17 protein-coding genes are annotated in these 18,499 nt (G+C 39.0%); 4 read left to right on the top strand and 13 right to left on the bottom strand.

The features are described 5' to 3' along the window. Positions 1–96 precede the first annotated feature (96 nt). The 12 genes from nanA to pepN form a co-directional block, all read right to left on the bottom strand. Entirely contained in the window at positions 97–978 is an 882-nt protein-coding gene (gene nanA / locus QV04_RS07495) for an N-acetylneuraminate lyase (protein ID WP_039155013.1), read from the bottom strand. A gap of 23 nt (positions 979–1,001) precedes the next feature. Beyond that, positions 1,002–1,868, bottom strand: coding sequence for a MurR/RpiR family transcriptional regulator (locus QV04_RS07490; RefSeq protein ID WP_039090359.1), 867 nt, complete (start codon positions 1,866–1,868; stop codon positions 1,002–1,004). 15 nt (positions 1,869–1,883) lie between these two features. Next, positions 1,884–2,351: an N-acetylneuraminate anomerase gene (gene nanQ / locus QV04_RS07485; protein ID WP_039171332.1), complete on the bottom strand. Its 468-nt coding sequence runs from the start codon at positions 2,349–2,351 to the stop codon at positions 1,884–1,886. Positions 2,352–2,360: 9 nt separating this feature from the next. Next, positions 2,361–3,245: an N-acetylmannosamine kinase gene (locus tag QV04_RS07480; protein WP_065233354.1), complete on the bottom strand. Its 885-nt coding sequence runs from the start codon at positions 3,243–3,245 to the stop codon at positions 2,361–2,363. 10 nt (positions 3,246–3,255) lie between these two features. Further along, the gene (locus QV04_RS07475; protein WP_065233353.1) at positions 3,256–3,942 is read right to left on the bottom strand and encodes an N-acetylmannosamine-6-phosphate 2-epimerase; all 687 of its coding nucleotides are present in this window, start codon (positions 3,940–3,942) and stop codon (positions 3,256–3,258) included. A 211-nt stretch (positions 3,943–4,153) separates the two neighbouring features. Beyond that, positions 4,154–5,125, bottom strand: a complete 972-nt coding sequence (gene cysB, locus QV04_RS07470) for an HTH-type transcriptional regulator CysB (protein ID WP_065233352.1) — start codon at positions 5,123–5,125, stop codon at positions 4,154–4,156. Between the two features lie 21 nt (positions 5,126–5,146). Next, the gene (gene rluB / locus QV04_RS07465; RefSeq protein ID WP_065233351.1) at positions 5,147–6,040 is read right to left on the bottom strand and encodes a 23S rRNA pseudouridine(2605) synthase RluB; all 894 of its coding nucleotides are present in this window, start codon (positions 6,038–6,040) and stop codon (positions 5,147–5,149) included. Positions 6,041–6,074: 34 nt separating this feature from the next. Beyond that, positions 6,075–6,698: an L-threonylcarbamoyladenylate synthase gene (locus QV04_RS07460; protein WP_013747022.1), complete on the bottom strand. Its 624-nt coding sequence runs from the start codon at positions 6,696–6,698 to the stop codon at positions 6,075–6,077. Between the two features lie 77 nt (positions 6,699–6,775). Next, positions 6,776–7,615, bottom strand: coding sequence for a PHP domain-containing protein (locus QV04_RS07455; RefSeq protein WP_065233350.1), 840 nt, complete (start codon positions 7,613–7,615; stop codon positions 6,776–6,778). A gap of 16 nt (positions 7,616–7,631) precedes the next feature. Then, complete coding sequence (locus QV04_RS07450; RefSeq protein ID WP_065230733.1) at positions 7,632–8,177, bottom strand: cell division protein ZapC domain-containing protein; 546 nt, start codon at positions 8,175–8,177, stop codon at positions 7,632–7,634. Between the two features lie 102 nt (positions 8,178–8,279). Further along, positions 8,280–9,296 carry a quinone-dependent dihydroorotate dehydrogenase gene (pyrD, locus tag QV04_RS07445; protein WP_065230732.1) on the bottom strand — a complete coding sequence of 339 codons (1,017 nt, stop codon included), beginning with the start codon at positions 9,294–9,296 and terminating at the stop codon, positions 8,280–8,282. A gap of 73 nt (positions 9,297–9,369) precedes the next feature. After that, entirely contained in the window at positions 9,370–11,982 is a 2,613-nt protein-coding gene (pepN, locus tag QV04_RS07440; protein ID WP_065230731.1) for an aminopeptidase N, read from the bottom strand. Positions 11,983–12,187: 205 nt separating this feature from the next. On the opposite strand from pepN, the gene purE reads away from it, so the two are divergent. The 3 genes from purE (at position 12,188) to QV04_RS07425 (ending at position 15,067) form a co-directional block, all read left to right on the top strand. Then, a complete protein-coding gene (gene purE, locus QV04_RS07435) occupies positions 12,188–12,688 on the top strand; it encodes a 5-(carboxyamino)imidazole ribonucleotide mutase (RefSeq protein ID WP_065230730.1) in 501 nt (166 codons plus the stop codon). A gap of 2 nt (positions 12,689–12,690) precedes the next feature. Continuing rightward, the gene (gene purK, locus QV04_RS07430; RefSeq protein WP_065230729.1) at positions 12,691–13,779 is read left to right on the top strand and encodes a 5-(carboxyamino)imidazole ribonucleotide synthase; all 1,089 of its coding nucleotides are present in this window, start codon (positions 12,691–12,693) and stop codon (positions 13,777–13,779) included. Positions 13,780–13,876: 97 nt separating this feature from the next. Next, a complete protein-coding gene (locus QV04_RS07425) occupies positions 13,877–15,067 on the top strand; it encodes an amino acid aminotransferase (RefSeq protein ID WP_065230728.1) in 1,191 nt (396 codons plus the stop codon). Positions 15,068–15,147: 80 nt separating this feature from the next. Here QV04_RS07425 and QV04_RS07420 read toward each other — a convergent pair whose 3' ends face one another. Continuing rightward, entirely contained in the window at positions 15,148–15,588 is a 441-nt protein-coding gene (locus QV04_RS07420) for a YcgN family cysteine cluster protein (RefSeq protein ID WP_039135806.1), read from the bottom strand. A 195-nt stretch (positions 15,589–15,783) separates the two neighbouring features. On the opposite strand from QV04_RS07420, the gene ppc reads away from it, so the two are divergent. After that, a complete protein-coding gene (gene ppc / locus QV04_RS07415; RefSeq protein WP_065233349.1) occupies positions 15,784–18,420 on the top strand; it encodes a phosphoenolpyruvate carboxylase in 2,637 nt (878 codons plus the stop codon). Positions 18,421–18,499: the final 79 nt, after the last annotated feature.

The following is an 18,499-nucleotide window of genomic DNA, read 5'->3' as shown; positions in this document are numbered from 1 at the left end:
CCGTGCAAAATCATAAAAATCTTATAAAAAACTAACATACACAAACCAACAAAAAACCGGTGTTTCCACCGGTTTTCTTCTCTATTTCTGGCACTATTAAGCAAGATATTTTGCTTTTAGCGCTTTCGCAAATGCGATTTTTTCCGGAGTTAATTCTTTGGTCATCGGTTCACGGCAATAACCGGCATCCACGCCGTCCAATTTCAACAACTCTTTAATGGTGAGATAAAGTCCATTAGATAAAATGCCTTCGATCAAATCGTTGGTAACGTGTTGAATTTGACGAGCTTCTTCGATCTTACCTTGTTGAGCCAATTCAAAAATTTGTCTTGCACGCACACCATTGACATTGAAGGTACTGCCGATGGCACCGTCCACGCCCAATACTGCCGCTGAAAGCATCATTTCATCAAAACCTGCCCAGATAAGGTGGTTCGGATAAGCTTTACGTACACGTTCCAATAAATAGAAATCACCGGCAGTGAATTTTACGCCAATAATTTTTGGATTTTTATAAAGTTCACCAAACTGTTCAACGCCGATATTAACACCGGTTAAGAATGGAATAGAGTAAACGATCATATTATTACCGGTTTCAGCAACGATAGTGTCGTAATAGTTTTTGATTTCAGCAAAACTAAATTTGTAATAGAAAGGTGTTACTGCAGAAAGAGAGTCATAGCCCAATTCAGTTGCATATTTACCTAATTCAACCGCTTCTTGTAAATTAACGCTACCCACTTGTGCGATTAATGCTACCTCATCTTTCGCTTCATCTTTGGCGATGCGGAAAATCTCTTTTTTCTCAGCTGTTGAAAGCATAAAGTTTTCGCCAGTGCTGCCACCAACATATAAACCGTTCACTTTCATTTTATCAATGTTGTAACGGATAATTTCACGCAAACCTTTTTCGTTGATTGAGCCGTCCGCATTAAAAGAAACTAATAATGCACTGAAGATACCTTTTAAATTTTTCATAAAAATTTCCTTTATTAATAGAGTTATTTAATTCGTTGTTCCAAAATAACATTAATGGTTTTCTGTTTCGCTTTAATCGCTTTTTGTTCTTCTTTACGCACCAATAATGCATAAATCAAATCCATTACAAATAATTGCGCAATTTTTGTGCCGATTGAATCTCCTTGCATTTGTCCCTGGCGATTACCGTTAATCAAGACATAATCTGCCTCTTCAGTAATTGGAGAACGTAAATTGTGCGTTAAAGCTACCGTTTTTGCACCAGCTTTCTTAGCGATGCGTAATGAGCGGATAATCTCTTCTGAATAACCGGAGTGACTAATACCTATTACAACATCTCCTGCTTTCATAAGAGATGCTTGCATATACATAAAATGGTTATTCGTGGTTGCATCCACCTGCAATCCGATACGCATTAATTTATGTTTTACATCTTCAGCGGTAATGCCTGATGAACCGACACCGAACAAAAAAATACGTTTGGCTTTATGAAGCTCATTAACCACTTGATCCAACTGATCAAAATCAAGCAAATTGATGGTTTCCCCTACTACATTCACCAATGCAGTTTGTAATTTTTTGGCAATTTCAAATGCGTTATCCTCTTCCGATACTTCCGTATCTAACAAGGTTTGGTTCTGTTTTTCTTGTGTTGCCAATTCAATGGCAAGCTCTAATTTGAAATCGGTATAACCTTTAAACCCGAGTGTGCGACAAAATCGAATAAAAGTCGCTTCACCAACATTGAGTTGTTCCGAAACTTCCGACAAAGAAGATTGGCTTAACAAATTCGGTGAAGCCAAAATTGCCGCCGCAATTCGCTTTTCCGTTTTCGTCAAACTGGTTTGCAATGCTCCAATCGTATCAAGAATTTTTCCGCTTTCAGACATAACGCCTCCCTTTACTTAAAGCAAGGTAACCGGAATTTTTACCACCAATTTTTTCAAATGTTGCACTTTGCCTTCGACATTACAGCCCGGTTTATGCGGTTCATAAGGAAGAAAAATCGCAAACATTTTCGGGCGCAACACAATTTCACTTTTGGCATCAATATCCGGTGTTAATTGGTAATCATCTTTTTCATCATATTCGCTATAAAGTGATAAATCAGGATAAACAGGGCTACATTGAATGGCCTCTTTACCGCTAATTAAAACTTGAATATCTAAATATTGACGATGAATTTCCGCTTTTTTACTGCCGGCATCGGTGGTATCAAACTCCATTACATTCATATAAATTTGATCGGTAATATTATGTTTACCCAATTCCAAACCTGCTAAATCAAGTGTCTGCAAATGATCCAAAGCCTCTGCAATCACTTTCGGCAAACCCAATTTATATTCCGCTTTTGTCAAATCTCCAATAAACATATCTGTTCCTTATTTTAATGTTGTTAAATTCTGCTCAACCCACCACGCTGCGCCAATCAAGCCGGCATCCTGCCCGTGAAATGCTCGTTCGACCGCACATTGATAAAATTTAGGCTGTTGTTGCAAATAACTTTTCACCAGTGGTAAATAACCTTCTGCCAAACCGACACTACCACCGATAACCACTTTTTGAATATCCAATCCAATCACTAAATCTGCAATTAAGTTAGCGATAGTTTTCGCTGAACGCTGCACCAATGCAATCGCTTTTTCATCCTGCTGACGAAAACGCTCAAACACCTCTTTTGGTGAACAAGGGTGTTCCCAAACGCTGGCTGCCGCTTCAATCGCACGTCCGGAAGCAATCGCTTCAACGCAGCCTTGTCGTCCGCAACCACAAATCGGTCCGTTCGGATCAGCCAATGTATGACCAATATGTCCTGCCACACCGTTCGGTTCTGTTAATAAGCGACGCTGTAAAATAATGCCACCGCCAACCCCGGTAGAAACGGTAATAAAGACAAAGTTTTCCACTTGATCGGCATTCTGCTCTTTATATTCAGCACAAGCCGCCGCCTGCACATCATTTAATAAACCGATCGGTTTGTCGGTATGACGCGCAATACTCTCCTTTAATGGAAACTCTGCCAATCCGCCTAAATTTTTCGGATTTAATGCCGTTAAGATGCCATTATTAATAATGCCGGTGGAAGCAACCGCCACGCAGTCAAATTGACCTTGGTACTGCTGTACAATCTCCGCCAAGACCTTATGCATCTCATCAACCACATTTTGTGTTGGTGTTGCGATTTGACGACGACAAGTTACCGCCCCATTATTAACCAACGCTGTTGCAATTTTGGTGCCACCGATATCTAACGCTAAAACTTGCATAGGTTTCTCCCTATTTTGCTGATTTGACTGCATCCGCAAACCAGCTGACAATATGTTCCAAACGAGTCAATGCTGATCCGACCGTAACTGAATGCGCGCCGATTTCAATCGCTTTTTTCGCCAATTCAGGTGTGTTGTAACGCCCTTCCGCCATCACGCGGCAACCGGCTTTTGTCAGATCAATCACTAATTGATAATCCGGCTCTGACGGCACGGCACCACCGGTATAACCGGACATTGTGCTACCAATCAAATCAACACCTAATTTTTGGCAGAACATTCCTTCATCAAAAGTGGAACAATCTGCCATTGAAAGTTTGCCCAGCGCTTTAATTCTTTTCACTGTTTCTTCAATCGTTGTCGGGCGTGTACGGAACGTGCCGTCAAAAGCGATAATATCCGCTCCTGCCGCTGCTAATGCCTCAACATCGTCTAAAAATGGGGTAATTCGCACCGGACTGTCCGGCAAATCGCGTTTAACAATGCCGATAATTGGTACATTGACGGTTGGTCTTGTTGCTTTTAAATTATCAATCCCCTCAATACGTAAACCAGCGGCACCGCCAATCACTGAAGCCTGCGCCATTGCAGCGACAATTTCAGGATGATCCATTGGACCATCATCGACCGGTTGACAAGAAGCAATTAAACCGTGCTTAATTGCTGCCAAAATTTCTTGTTGATTTAAATTTGACATATAAACTCCAGTAATTTTATTAAAATAGAAGTTAGACTTCATAATGGGTGTAATTTACTCTTATGTCATCTTAAGAACAAGCAAAATAATTTTTTTTTGAGATCAAGATCTCACTTTTTTGCAAAAATGGAGGGATTTTACAATCAAATGGAGGAGAAAATTAAAAAATTATGCAGAGTAAAATTCTCTGCATAATTTGCTGCTATAAGATTTAAAGATATTCCAACTCAACATCATCAAACATTTTGCGGATAACATCATTATCACGAATCTGTTCAGCAGTTTCCACTTGGGAGCGTGTTAGATGTGGTGCAAAAATATTAATAAAGTCATAAGTATAACGGCGTAAAAATGAGCCTTTTTTGAATGCAATTTGCGTCATACTGGCTTTGAAAAGATGGCTGGCATCAATTGCAACCAAATCGCTATCCTGATCGCTATAAGCCATCGATGCCATAATGCCAACACCCAAACCAAGACGTACATAGGTTTTGATCACGTCTGCGTCTGTTGCTGTAAAAACAGTATTTGGCAAAATACCCTCACGATTAAAGGCATAATCAAGATCGGAACGCCCAGTAAAACCGAAGATATAGGTAACGAGCGGATATTTCCCCAACTCTTCTATGGTTAAATGTTCAACTTCCACTAATGGATGGTCTTTTTTTACAATCACAGAACGATTCCACATATAACAAGGCAATAAAATCGCATCTTCAAATAAATATTGTGCTTCAGTAATAATTGCCAAATCAATTTCACCTGAAAGCAGCAATTCATAAATTTGTTGTGGTGAGCCTTGATGAATATGCAAACTAACATCTGGATAACGTTTGACAAACGTTTTTACTACTTCCGGCAATTTATAGCGTGCCTGAGTATTAGTGGTGGCAATGAGCAATGTGCCGACGTCTGGGCGTTTATGCTCATCGGCAATTGCTTTAATACTCTGTTCTTTCACCAATAATTCACGAGCAATTGCAATAATTTTTTCTCCGGTAGGTGTTAAACTTTGAATATGTTTACCGTTACGTTCAAAAATTGATAATCCAAGCTCATCTTCTAACAATTTAACCTGTTTACTAATACCGGGTTGGGAAGTATAAAGTGACTTTGCAGCATCAGTAATGTTTAAATTATTATTTGCAATTTCAACAATATAACGTAATTGTTGTAACTTCATTCTTCCTCCCCGAAGACCACATTAACGTTTTTGATAACGTTTTTTGAGTGAATGTTGTTTAACCGCTTTACGAATTTGATTCGATTTGAATGAGCGTGAATTTTTATTGTCCACTTTGCTTTCAGTTTCGAGAGGTAAATCAACCAACTGGCGCAAATAATTTACTTTTTCTAACGGTAATTCAACCCAACCGCCACGAGGTAAGCCTTTCATCAAGTCAATATTACCGTAACGAGTACGGATTAAACGACTCACCTGAATGCCTTGTGACTCCCATAATCGACGGACTTCACGATTTCGACCTTCCGTTAAGGTGACGGAAAACCATTGATTCATTCCTTGACCACCTTGTGCAGAAATCTTTTTAAAACTTGCAGGGCCATCTTCTAATTGCACACCTTTACGCAATTTTGCCAGCATTTGCTCTGTAACCTGACCAAATACGCGTACTGAATATTCACGTTCAACTTCTTTGCTAGGATGCATTAAGCGATTAGCTAATTCTCCATCCGTAGTAAATAATAATAAACCTGAAGTATTAATATCCAAACGTCCAACCGACACCCAACGAGCATTATTAATGCGAGGTAAGCGCTCAAAAACGGTCGCTCGTCCTTCAGGATCGTGACGGGTACATAGTTCTCCTTCTGGTTTGTAATACATCAACACGCGACAAATATCTTTGCGTGCAGCAATTAATGAAACCAGCTGTCCATCGACACGAATTTTGGTATCGTTTTTTACTTCAACACGATCACCTAATGAGGCAATTTTACCATTCACGCTTACACGCCCCGCCGCAATAATCGTTTCCACCTCACGGCGTGATCCGATACCGGTACGAGCCAATATTTTTTGTAATTTTTCACCGACAATTTTGCCTGTGTTTTTTTTCTCATCTTGCTTGAGTTGCATAAATCTCCTTGTCGTCTTCACAGACGTCTAATGATTAAATAAAAGGTTCAATGCTGCCGCTGCCTTCTCTTAAAATCACCGGCGGCTCAACTGTTAAATCAACTACTGTGGTCGGATCTTGTCCAAGATAACCGCCGTGAATAATTAAATCCACTTGATTTTCCAACAAATTACGAATTTCTTCCGGATCGGATAAGGTGAAATACTCCTCGCCCGGCAGCATCAATGAACAGGAAAGAATCGGCTCACCTAATGTTTTCAATAATGCCAACGCAATATTATTATCCGGCACACGAATACCAATCGTCTTACGTTTGGATGTCATTAAACGTCTTGGTAACTCTTTAGTTGCCGTTAAAATAAAGGTATAACGTCCCGGCGTATTATTTTTGATCAAACGATAAATGGTATTGGTCACCAATGAATAATTGGATAACTCCGACAGATCACTGCACACCAAAGTAAAATTATGCCCTTCCGGCAATTTACGAATGCGAATAATGCGATCCATTGCGTGTTTATCACCGAGCATACAACCTAACGCATAGCCGGAATCCGTTGGATAAACGATGACACCGCCGTCACGCAAAATATCGACAGCCTGATTGATCAAACGTTGTTGAGGATTGTCCGGATGGATATAGAAAAACTGGCTCATAACACTCTCCTGTATTGTGACAACAAAAACGGCTTATTATATAACGCATTCAATCTTAAAATCACAAAAGATTTACACTATCGTTGCCAAACCGTTTTAACATTTTCAGGAATAGTTAAGTTTTTGCCTAATTCAATCCAACCGCACGGATAATGAAAGTCTGAACCGACAGAAGCAGACAGTGATAACTTGTCCAACCACTGAATTAACATTTTTTGCTGATTGTGATCAACACCACCGGCAATTTCGACCGCATCACCGCCCCACTGTTGGAAATCCTCAATCAGCGTGCGGATTTTATTATTCGTCATCTGATAACGCATCGGATGTGCCACCACCGCAATACCGCCGGCTTGATGGATAACCTCTATCGCGGTCGGAATATCACACCAATTTGCTTTGACATAGCAAGGTTTTCCTTGTGAAAGATAACGCTTAAAGGCTTGTCCTTCATTGCTTACCATACCGATATTGACTAAATAACGTGCATAATGCGCTCGTGTTACTTCACCACTGGTCAAAGCCTGCGCTTCGGCAAAAGCATTTTCCAATCCAAATTTTTTAAACCTTTCGCCAATTTCCACCGCTCTGGCATAGCGCAACTGCGCTTGTCGCTGTAACAACTCCGTCATTGCCGGATGTGTTTCATCAAAATCAAGCCCGACAATATGAATGGTTTTGCCTTGCCACACGGTCGAAATTTCAACGCCGCTGATTAAGGTAATCTGTTGCTGTTGAGCTACCGTTTTTGCTTCAGCAATGCCGTCCACCGTATCGTGATCGGTCAATGCCAACACTTCAACGCCTTGTTCTTTGGCGCGTAAAATGAGTGCTGTCGGCGACAATACGCCATCTGAAGCATTGCTGTGGGAATGAAGATCAATTTTTGTTGCAGAAATTTGTGATAACTTTTGCATTATGCTCTTAATTTAATTATGCGTACTGTTGGAATATTGCTTGCGGTGCGGAAACTTCAATCATCAGCGATTCAAGTCGATTAATATTAATCCGGAAAACATCACCGAACTGAAGTTGAGAATGCGGTAATTTTATCTGTTCATCTAAAACAATCACACTAGCAATCCCCCCTTCAATATCGGTAATTAATAATGTTGCCCATATTTGACTTTGCGAGATTAAGCACTTTGCCAACCCAATATTTGTCGGCATTTGAGATTGTTCAAGTAAACTAAAAAACCAATTTTGTTGCTGTTTAGGTAATAAAAAATGGCGACAGGCAACGGCACTATAAGCTAATTGATGACAAACCTCTTCTGATAATTGCAATGGCGATAAGATATCAATAAAGTGATTAACTAAATCAAAATCAGCTACTTCAAAAGTGCTATTTCCCATTCCATCTCTATTCAGCACATTTTTATTTAGTGTTGTTTCAACAACTGTATCATTAGGTAATATTGCAGTGAGGCGATCTCGCACACTATCATAGCTCCATTTACACTTATTATTGAATGCCATAAAAATAACTTACCTAAAAATAAAATAATAATGTAGTTGATTATATGATAAAAAAAGAGAAAAGTGCGATTTAAATAACACTTTTCTCTAAATTTTCCTTTATTATGCAATATTTTTTACTAATTCCTGTACCAAATTTGGTCCGTGATAAATTAAACCGGAATAAAGTTGCAATAATTCTGCACCTGCTTCCATTTTTTGCTGAGCATTTTCCACACTATCAATGCCTCCACTGCCGATAATTGGAATATCACCTTTTAATTCTTGATATAACCTCGCGATAATTTTAGTGCTTAAATCTTGTAATGGCTTACCACTTAATCCGCCCTGTTGATCCGAATTTTCCAAGCCGGTAACCATATCTCTTGATAAAGTAGTATTAGTGGCAATTACGCCATCAAATTGATGACGGCGTAAGCTATCTGCAATCGCAACCAACTCTTCTTCTGTTAAATCTGGTGCAATTTTTAAAGCTATCGGAACATATTTATTTTGTTGTGCTGCTAATATTTTTTGTTTCTGTTTTAATGCGCCTAATAAATCTTCCAATAACTCGCCATATTGTAATTGACGCAATCCCGGAGAGTTCGGTGATGAAATATTGACAGTAATATAATCAGCATATGGATATACTTTTTCTAAACAGAGCAAATAATCATCTCGTCCTTTTTCTACAGGTGTAAAAGTATTTTTACCAATATTAATTCCCAATACTCCGTCATAGCGAGATCTCTTAATATTTTCGATCACCTTATCCACGCCATCGTTATTAAAACCGTTTCGATTAATTATTCCTTCTGCAGAAATTAAACGAAATTGTCGAGGTTTTGCATTACCGGGTTGCGGTAATGGCGTTACCGTTCCCACCTCAATAAAACCAAAACCTAATGTGCCGAAACCGTCAATTGCTTCAGCGTTTTTATCTGCACCTGCTGCTAATCCAATCGGATTTTTAAAAGTAATTCCCATACATTGTTTTGGTGTTCCTGTAACTTGAAAATATTTCTCAAGCAAACATTTTGCCGGACTGCGACCGACCATCCCCAATAAATGAATTGTTAATTCGTGGGCTTTTTCCGCATCTAATGAAAATAGGGCTTTGCGGATTATTTGATACATACTCGTACACCTCGCTGGATAGTTAACTGTAATATTTTAATAGAAAAAGAGAGGCTAGTGCCTCTCTTTTAGTTTATTGTAATGCCTTGTCTATTTTCTCAAATAAATCACGAGAAAGATTTTCTACTTCTCTCAAACGTTCCAAACCGCGCTTCATCAAGGTTTGTCGCTGATTGTCATATCGTGACAAACGAATTAATGGTTCAATTAAACGTGCTGCCACCTGTGGATTTGAACTATTTAAACGAATCAAAACATCAACTAAGAAACGATAGCCTGAACCATCAATTGCGTGGAATGCACTTGGATTTTGTGAACAAAAACTACCTACTAATGCACGTAACCGATTCGGATTATTAAAATTAAAACTTGGATGTTTCATCAAATTCTGCACAATTTCTAACACATCCTCATCCGGACGAGTTGCCTGCAGCGCAAACCATTTATCCATCACTAATCCATCGTGTTGCCATTTTTGCTCAAAATCTGTCAATAACTCATCACGGCAAGCTAGTTGTGCTTGAGTTGACATAGATAATGCTGCCAAAGTATCAGTCATATTATTAGCGTGGGTATAATGTTTATACACTAATGTATTACCTAATTCGGTAAAGGCTAAATAACTTAAACAGACATTATTGAAGCTACGTAAAGCGATACTCTTCTGATCAATATGATATTCATCTTGCTGTGTAAAGTTATATAAACGCAATAGTTGATCTTTCAAGGTAGAAGCAATCTCTTTCTGCATAAAACTACGCACTGCACGGATACCTGATGGATCAATGGTTTTGAATAACTCTGCAAACTCAGTTTCTTTCGGCAATGTCAAAATTAATGCTATCAATTCAATATCTTGATTATAATTATCCAGCAAATAGTGCAGTGCCTGAATAAATTCCTCCGAAAGTTGCATTGTTTCATTTTGTTGATAATGCTGTAAATTTTGGCGTAATTCATTAGCCAATAACATCTGGCTAGCATCCCAACGAATAAAACCGTTTTCCGCAAATTTCATTAAGGTAATCAACTGTTGTTTACTATAAGGAAATTCTAATTTAACCGGCGCAGAAAATTCGTTTAATAATGCTGGAACCGGTTTTTTGTATACTGGTGAAAATTCAAAAGTCTGTTCATATTGTGTAATATTCAGCACATCGGAACTTAATTCAACACCTTGCACTTTCAATGGCAACAATTGTCCTGCTTCGTCATACAGGGAAACACGAACCGGAATATGTAGATTGACTTTATCCATTTGATCCAAAGTTGGCGGAGTCATTTGATTGATATGCAGGCGATAGGTCAAAGTATTGGTATCATATTCATCTGTTATGTTTAATTCCGGCGTACCAGATTGACTATACCAACGACGGAATTGAGTTAAATCGACCCCAGAAGCACGCTCCATTGCAGAAACAAAATCCTCACAAGTTGCTGCTGTTCCATCATTTTCTGCAATATACAATTTCATTCCTGCTTGGAATTTTTCTTCTCCTAGAAGCGTATGAATCATACGAATTACTTCCGCCCCTTTTTCATAAACAGTAACAGTATAAAAATTGTTCATTTCAATTACTTTTTCTGGGCGAATCGGGTGTGCCATCGGACTGGCATCTTCAGCAAATTGCACTGCACGTAGGAATTTCACATTATTAATTCGATTCACAGTACGAGAACCGGTATCAGATGAAAACTCTTGATCTCGGAAAACAGTCAACCCCTCTTTTAAACTGAGTTGGAACCAATCTCGACAAGTAATACGGTTACCTGTCCAGTTATGAAAATATTCGTGGGCAATAACTCTTTCTACGTCAAGGTAATCATTGTCAGTTGCAGTTTGTGGGTTCGCCAATACAAATTTAGAGTTAAAGATATTTAAACCTTTATTTTCCATTGCGCCCATATTGAAGAAATCAACAGCGACAATCATATAAATATCAAGATCATATTCGAGATCAAAACGATCTTCATCCCATTTCATCGCTTTCTTCAAACTTGCCATCGCCCAATCGGCACGATTTAAATTACCTTTATCAACATAAAGTTCCAGAGCCACTTCACGACCGCTACGTGTGGTGAAAGTATCACGCAACACATCAAAATCACCTGCCACCAATGCAAAAAGATAGCTTGGTTTCGGGAAAGGATCTTGCCATTCTACCCAATGAAATCCATTATCCAAGTCCCCTTGACGAACGCGATTACCATTAGAAAGCAAAATCGGATATTGCGCTTTATCGGCAATAATGCGTGTGCTGTAACGTGCCAACACATCAGGGCGATCCAACATATAAGTAATTTGACGGAAACCTTCCGCTTCACACTGGGTACAAAGTGCTTCACCAGATTGATACAAACCCTGTAACGATGTATTTTTCGCTGGAGAAATTAAGGTAACAATCTCTAATTCAAATTTATCACGTACAATCGTTTCTAAATCTAAAATCAAACCATCATTTACTTTTTCATATTGAGAAAATGGTTCATCGTTCAGTTTGATTGAAACTAAATCTAAGCTTTGTCCATCAAGATGTAATTTGGTCGCTTCTGGATTTAATTTATGCACCAAGCTCTTTGCCGTGACTTTAGTTTGTTGTGCATCGAGTTGAAATTCAAGAAAAATATCACTAATTGTGTAATCAGGCTTTTTATAATCTTTCCGATATTTAGCTTTTGGTAACATAAATCTTCCATCCATAAAAACATAAAAAAACGTGTGCTAGGATAAAGTTTTATTCCTCAAGTTGCAATCTGATTTCAAGGATTTTCAATGGTTTCTTCCTATCGTCGCTATCTTTGATTTTAATTCAAATAAGATTGTCATATTTCACTGCTCATCAATAAATGCTATCCTTATACCCTCAAATTCACTACTAGGAAATTATGTTATGCCTCAAACTGAAATTGCGATTGTAATGGGTTCCAAAAGTGACTGGAATACAATGCAAGAAGCCGCCAATATTCTCGATCAATTACAAATTCCTTATCACGTTGAAATCGTTTCCGCCCACCGCACTCCCGATAAATTATTCCAATTTGCTGAAACTGCTGCTGAAAATGGCTATAAAGTTATTATTGCTGGAGCTGGCGGTGCGGCGCATTTGCCTGGAATGTTAGCAGCTAAAACTCTTGTTCCTGTACTTGGCGTGCCAGTAAAAAGCTCAATGTTGAGTGGTGTAGATAGTTTATATTCTATTGTACAGATGCCAAAAGGCATTCCGGTCGGTACATTGGCAATTGGGCCTGCCGGTGCGGCAAACGCAGGGCTACTTGCAACACAAATTCTTGCCGTTTTTAATGCTGATTTAAGCAATCGTTTACGTCAATTTCGCCAACAACAAACTGATGATGTATTAAATCATCCCGATCCACGAGTTATAGATCAATAATTATGCAAAAAAGTTCTCTTTATCCAACAATTTACGTTTTAGGTAATGGACAATTAGGTCGAATGTTATGTTATGCCGGTGCGCCTTTAGATATTAATGTTGTACCTCTTGCATTCCAACAAGCTCTGTTTGAATTGGAGCAACAAGCGTTGATAACAGCCGAAATTGAACGTTGGGAGCAAACACCATTAACCGAACAGCTTTCTTCTCACCCAAATTTCATTAATAAAAATATTTTTGCTTATCTTGCAGATCGTCTTACCCAGAAACAATTGCTTGATCAGCTTGAACTTGCTACTTCTCCTTGGCTACATTTAACGACACAAACCTCGTGGCAACAGGTTTGGCAAAGTATTGGTGAAAAAGTGGTAGTGAAACGTCGTACCGGAGGTTATGATGGTCGAGGTCAATGGATTGTTGATCAACATAACACTGATGTTATTACGAAAGAATTATTCGATCAAACTATCGCTGAAGCTTTTATCCCTTTTGATAGCGAAGTTTCTTTGGTTGGAGCTAGATTCGCCGATGGTCGCACCTATTTTTATCCAATAACACAAAATTTACAGCAACAAGGTATTCTACGTTACAGTGTAATATCATCAACCAAGCTGCACCCGATGCAGACTGAAGCGGAATATATGCTCGGTAAAATTATGCAACATCTGGATTATGTTGGCGTAATGGCGATGGAATGTTTTGTTGTCAGTGATAAATTGTTGATCAATGAACTCGCGCCACGTGTCCACAATAGCGGACACTGGACACAGTTAGGAGCAAATATTAGTCAATTTGAATTACATCTACGTGCATTATTGAATTTACCAACTCCGCCATTAGTCGTAAGAATGCCAACCGTGATGGTCAATATTATCGGCACTGAACATCACAAAGAGTGGTTGGCATTGCCTTATTCTCAACTACACTGGTATGGAAAAGAGGTGAGGGCCGGCAGAAAATTGGGTCATATCAATATTGCACACCCTGATAATATGCAGCTGATAAAGATTTTAAACCAACTTGAACCGTTACTGCCGGATGATTACCAATCCGGTTTAGCTTGGGCAAAACAGCAATTACGAATTGCATAAAATGAAATTAAATCGCTAGAAACACTTGTCAAAGTCAACGCTTTAACAGTATAACTAGCACACTGTTAACGCAACAATTATGTAGAAGGAAAATCTGATGTTTGAACATATTGAAGCCGCTCCGGCCGATCCAATTCTTGGTTTAGGTGAAGCATTTAAAGCTGATTCACGTAGTAATAAAGTCAATCTTGGTATTGGTGTTTATAAAGATGCTAACGGACAAACTCCTATCATCAAAGCGGTAAAAGAGGCTGAAAAACGCCTACTTGCTAACGAAAATACCAAAAATTATCTCGGCATTGACGGTTTAGCTGATTTTAATCGCCAAACGCAAATTTTATTATTTGGTGCTGATCACGATATTGTAAAAAATAAACGTGCTAAAACAGCACAAAGCCTTGGCGGTACTGGTGCATTACGCATTGCAGCTGAATTTATTAAACGTCAAACTTCTGCAAAAAATGTCTGGATCAGTGCGCCAACCTGGCCAAACCATAACGCCATTTTTAAAGCGGTCGGAATGAATATCTGTGATTATCGCTATTATGATAAAGTTACTCACGGCTTGGATTGGGAAGGAATGATTGCTGATTTAGAAAATGCACAAGCAGGTGATGTAGTATTATTCCACGGTTGTTGCCACAACCCGACCGGTATCGATCCTACACCGGAACAATGGGCAACATTAGCAAAAATGTCGGCTGAAAAAGGCTGGTTGCCGTTATTCGATTTTGCTTATCAAGGATTTGCTAACGGTTTGGAAGAAGATGCGGTCGGCTTACGCACTTTTGCCGCAAACCATCAAGAATTGTTAGTAGCCAGTTCTTATTCCAAAAACTTCGGTTTATACAACGAACGTGTCGGCGCATTCACACTTGTTGCTGCTAATAAAGAAATTGCTACTAAAGCATTTAGCCAAATTAAAGTTATCATTCGTACACTTTATTCTAACCCATCATCTCACGGTGCGAGCGCAGTTGCGACCGTTTTAAATGATGAACAACTAAAAGCGGAATGGATTGCTGAATTGGATGAAATGCGTGGCAGAATCAAAGCAATGCGTCAAAAATTTGTGGAATTGCTGGCTAAACACGGTGCAAAACAGAATTTCGATTTTATTATTCAACAAAACGGGATGTTCTCTTTTAGTGGATTAAGCCCTGAACAGGTTGATCGCTTAAAAGAAGAATTTGCCATTTATGCTGTTCGTTCCGGTCGTATCAATGTCGCTGGCATCACCGAACAAAATATCGACTATTTATGTGAAAGTATTGTGAAAGTACTTTAATCACTGATTAGATCAAGTCGCTCCTCATCGAGCGACTTTTTTATGACATAGCAGCATATAAAATTTACAATTCAACCGAGTCAAAACTCATCCACCACAAACTCAAACCAATCAATCACATCCTGTTCGTGAATGCCGTTTGTGATCATCACTTTGGCTTTATGCATTTCAGATTGATTCCCCACTAACAGCGGATGCCATTCCGGTAAAGGTTTGCCCTCATACAGTAATCGATAAGCACAGGTTTTCGGCAACCACGTGAAATCAGGTAAATTTTTCTTGGTTAATTTAGTACAGTCCGGCATCAATTTAAAACGTTGGCTATAATTTTGACAGCGCCCAGTTTCTAAATCCAACAAATCACAAGCAATACGGGTAAAATAGAACCGTTGCCGTTTACCTCTTCCTTCAATAAACTTTCGATAACAGCATTTACCACAACCATCACATAACGCTTCCCATTCTTCGTCACTCATTTCCAATAAACTTTTTTGTTGCCAAAACTGTTCACTTAGTGCCATTTTTCAACCACTCCGTTTTTATCTTAATCTCCACTAAAATTGCAATTTTTATAAAATTATGTCTAAAAAAAGAAACCATTTATTAAAAATAATCTAACAAATAAATTTTTTTATTAAATAAATTAATTATCGTTTGACCTTATTCTCCTTTTTTTGTTATATCTACAACGATGGAAAGTGAAATGAGGTACAACAATGATCGAACAATATTCCGCAATGCGCAACAATATCAATATGCTTGGACATCTACTTGGTGAAACTATCAGCGATGCTCAAGGAAATGATATTCTTCAACTTATTGAAAAAATAAGAATTTTATCAAAAAGTTCTCGTTCCGGCGATGAACAGGCACGCCAACAGCTGTTACAAACACTAGAAAATATCTCCCCAAATAATATTATTCCAGTAGCGCGTGCCTTCAGCCAATTTTTAAACCTCACTAATATTGCTGAACAATACCAAACTATTTCTCGCCACCATACTGATGAGGTGATGTCGGAACGTTCTATCGCCGCCTTGCTTGATCGTTTAAAACAAGATGGCAGCATTTCAAAACAGCAGATAATTGAAGCCATTCAACAACTGTTGGTTGAACTAGTATTAACCGCACATCCGACCGAAGTCACTCGCCGTTCTTTAGTGCATAAATATGTCGAAATCAATAACTGTCTGCGTAAATTGGAAAATGCCGATTTAACCGCACTTGAACGCCAACAAATTGAGCGTCGTCTTCTGCAATTGATTGCTCAGGCGTGGCACACTAATGAAATCCGTACACAACGCCCTACTCCATTTGAAGAAGCTAAATGGGGATTTGCAGTTATTGAAAATAGCTTATGGTCTGCTGTGCCACAATTTTTACGTCAATTAAATCAGGATTTGAAACAACATCTACAATTTCAATTACCAGTTGATTTAGCACCTGTCCGCTTCTCCTCTTGGATGGGTGGCGACCGTGACGGCAATCCATTTGTTACAGCTGAAGTTACGCAAAAAGTTTTATATTTAGCTCGTTGGAAAGCAGCAGAACTATTCCTCACTGATATTCAGCAACTTTCTGATGAACTCTCTATGATTGAATGCTCTCCTGAATTTATACAAAAATATGGTGATCACGAGGAACCATACCGAACAGTAGTAAAAGATCTTCGTGTTCGTCTTAACAACACCCTAAATTATTTTGATGATAAATTGGCTAACCGCACACCAACAATTCATCTGGAACAGATTATTACTACTGATGAACAATTATGGCAGCCACTATACGACTGCTATCAATCACTATGTGATTGCGGAATGCGGATTATTGCTAACGGCTTATTACTTGACTGCTTACGCCGTATTCGTTGTTTTGGTGTTACTCTCTCTCGTTTGGATATTCGTCAAGAAAGTTCTCGCCACGAACAAGCTATTGCTGAAATTACTCGCTACATCGGTCTAGGTGACTATTCACAATGGAGTGAAGATGATAAACAGGCATTCCTGATTCGTGAATTAAGTTCTCGCCGCCCATTAATTCCGCAAGATTGGCACCCTTCAGCAGAAACAAAAGAAACTTTAGATACCTGCAAAATTGTAGCACAACAGCCACAAGGTATTATCTCTTGCTACATTATTTCAATGGCACGCACAGCTTCTGATGTATTGGCTGTTCACCTTCTGCTAAAAGAAGCTGGCATTAAACGTGCATTGCCGGTAGTACCACTATTTGAAACTTTGGATGATTTGGATAATGCTGAAACTGTAATGCAGCAATTATTTGATATCGGCTGGTATCGGGGCATTATAAATAATAAACAGATGATTATGATCGGCTATTCCGATTCTGCCAAAGATGCCGGAATGATGGCGGCTTCTTGGGCGCAATATCGCGCTCAAGAAGCATTGGTCAATCTTTGTGAAGATCGCGGTATCGAGTTAACACTGTTCCACGGACGTGGTGGTACTATCGGTCGTGGCGGAGCTCCAGCTCACGCTGCTCTGCTCTCTCAACCACCTAAATCTTTAAAAAATGGTTTACGCGTGACTGAACAAGGTGAAATGATTCGTTTCAAATTAGGATTGCCAGAAGTGGCCGTACAAAGCTTAGATCTTTATGCCAGTGCTGTTTTAGAAGCTAATCTATTACCACCACCAAACCCAAAACAAACTTGGCGTGAAATTATGGATGAACTTGCAGACACTTCTTGTGAAATTTATCGACAAGTGGTTCGTAGTAATGCCAACTTTGTACCCTATTTCCGTGCAGCAACACCAGAACAAGAACTTTCAAGATTACCTCTTGGTTCTCGTCCCGCAAAAAGAAACCCAACCGGTGGTGTCGAAAGTTTACGAGCTATTCCTTGGATTTTTGCTTGGATGCAAAATCGCTTAATGCTACCAGCGTGGCTTGGCGTAGGTGCATCATTACGCACGTTATTTGAACAAGGTAAAAGAGAAACCATTGAAGAGATGTGTAAATCCTGGCCATTTTTTTCTACTCGTATCGGAATGGTCGAAATGGTATTCAGTAAAACCGATTTATGGTTAGCTGAATATTATGATCAACGCTTAGTACCGGAAAATCTGTGGTACTTAGGAGAATCATTACGTGAACAACTGAAAGCTGATCTTCAAACCTTGCTTTCACTTTCACACGAAGACCGCTTAATGGCGGATCTACCGTGGATTGCTGAATCGATTAAATTGCGCAATATTTATACCGATCCTCTCAATCTGTTGCAGGTGGAATTATTGCATCGATTACGTAGTGGTGAAAATAACCACGCTTTAGAACAAGCTTTGATGATTACCATTACCGGTATTGCTGCCGGAATGCGTAATACAGGATAATTTTAGCAAAACAAATAAAACGGTGGTGAATTTTACTACCGTTTTTTAACTATATAAATCTGCCTAAATTCAGTAAAAT

Source organism: Gallibacterium genomosp. 1 (assembly GCF_001678575.1).
Taxonomy (GTDB): Bacteria; Pseudomonadota; Gammaproteobacteria; order Enterobacterales; family Pasteurellaceae; genus Gallibacterium.
This window is presented reverse-complemented; position numbering and strand designations above follow the sequence as displayed.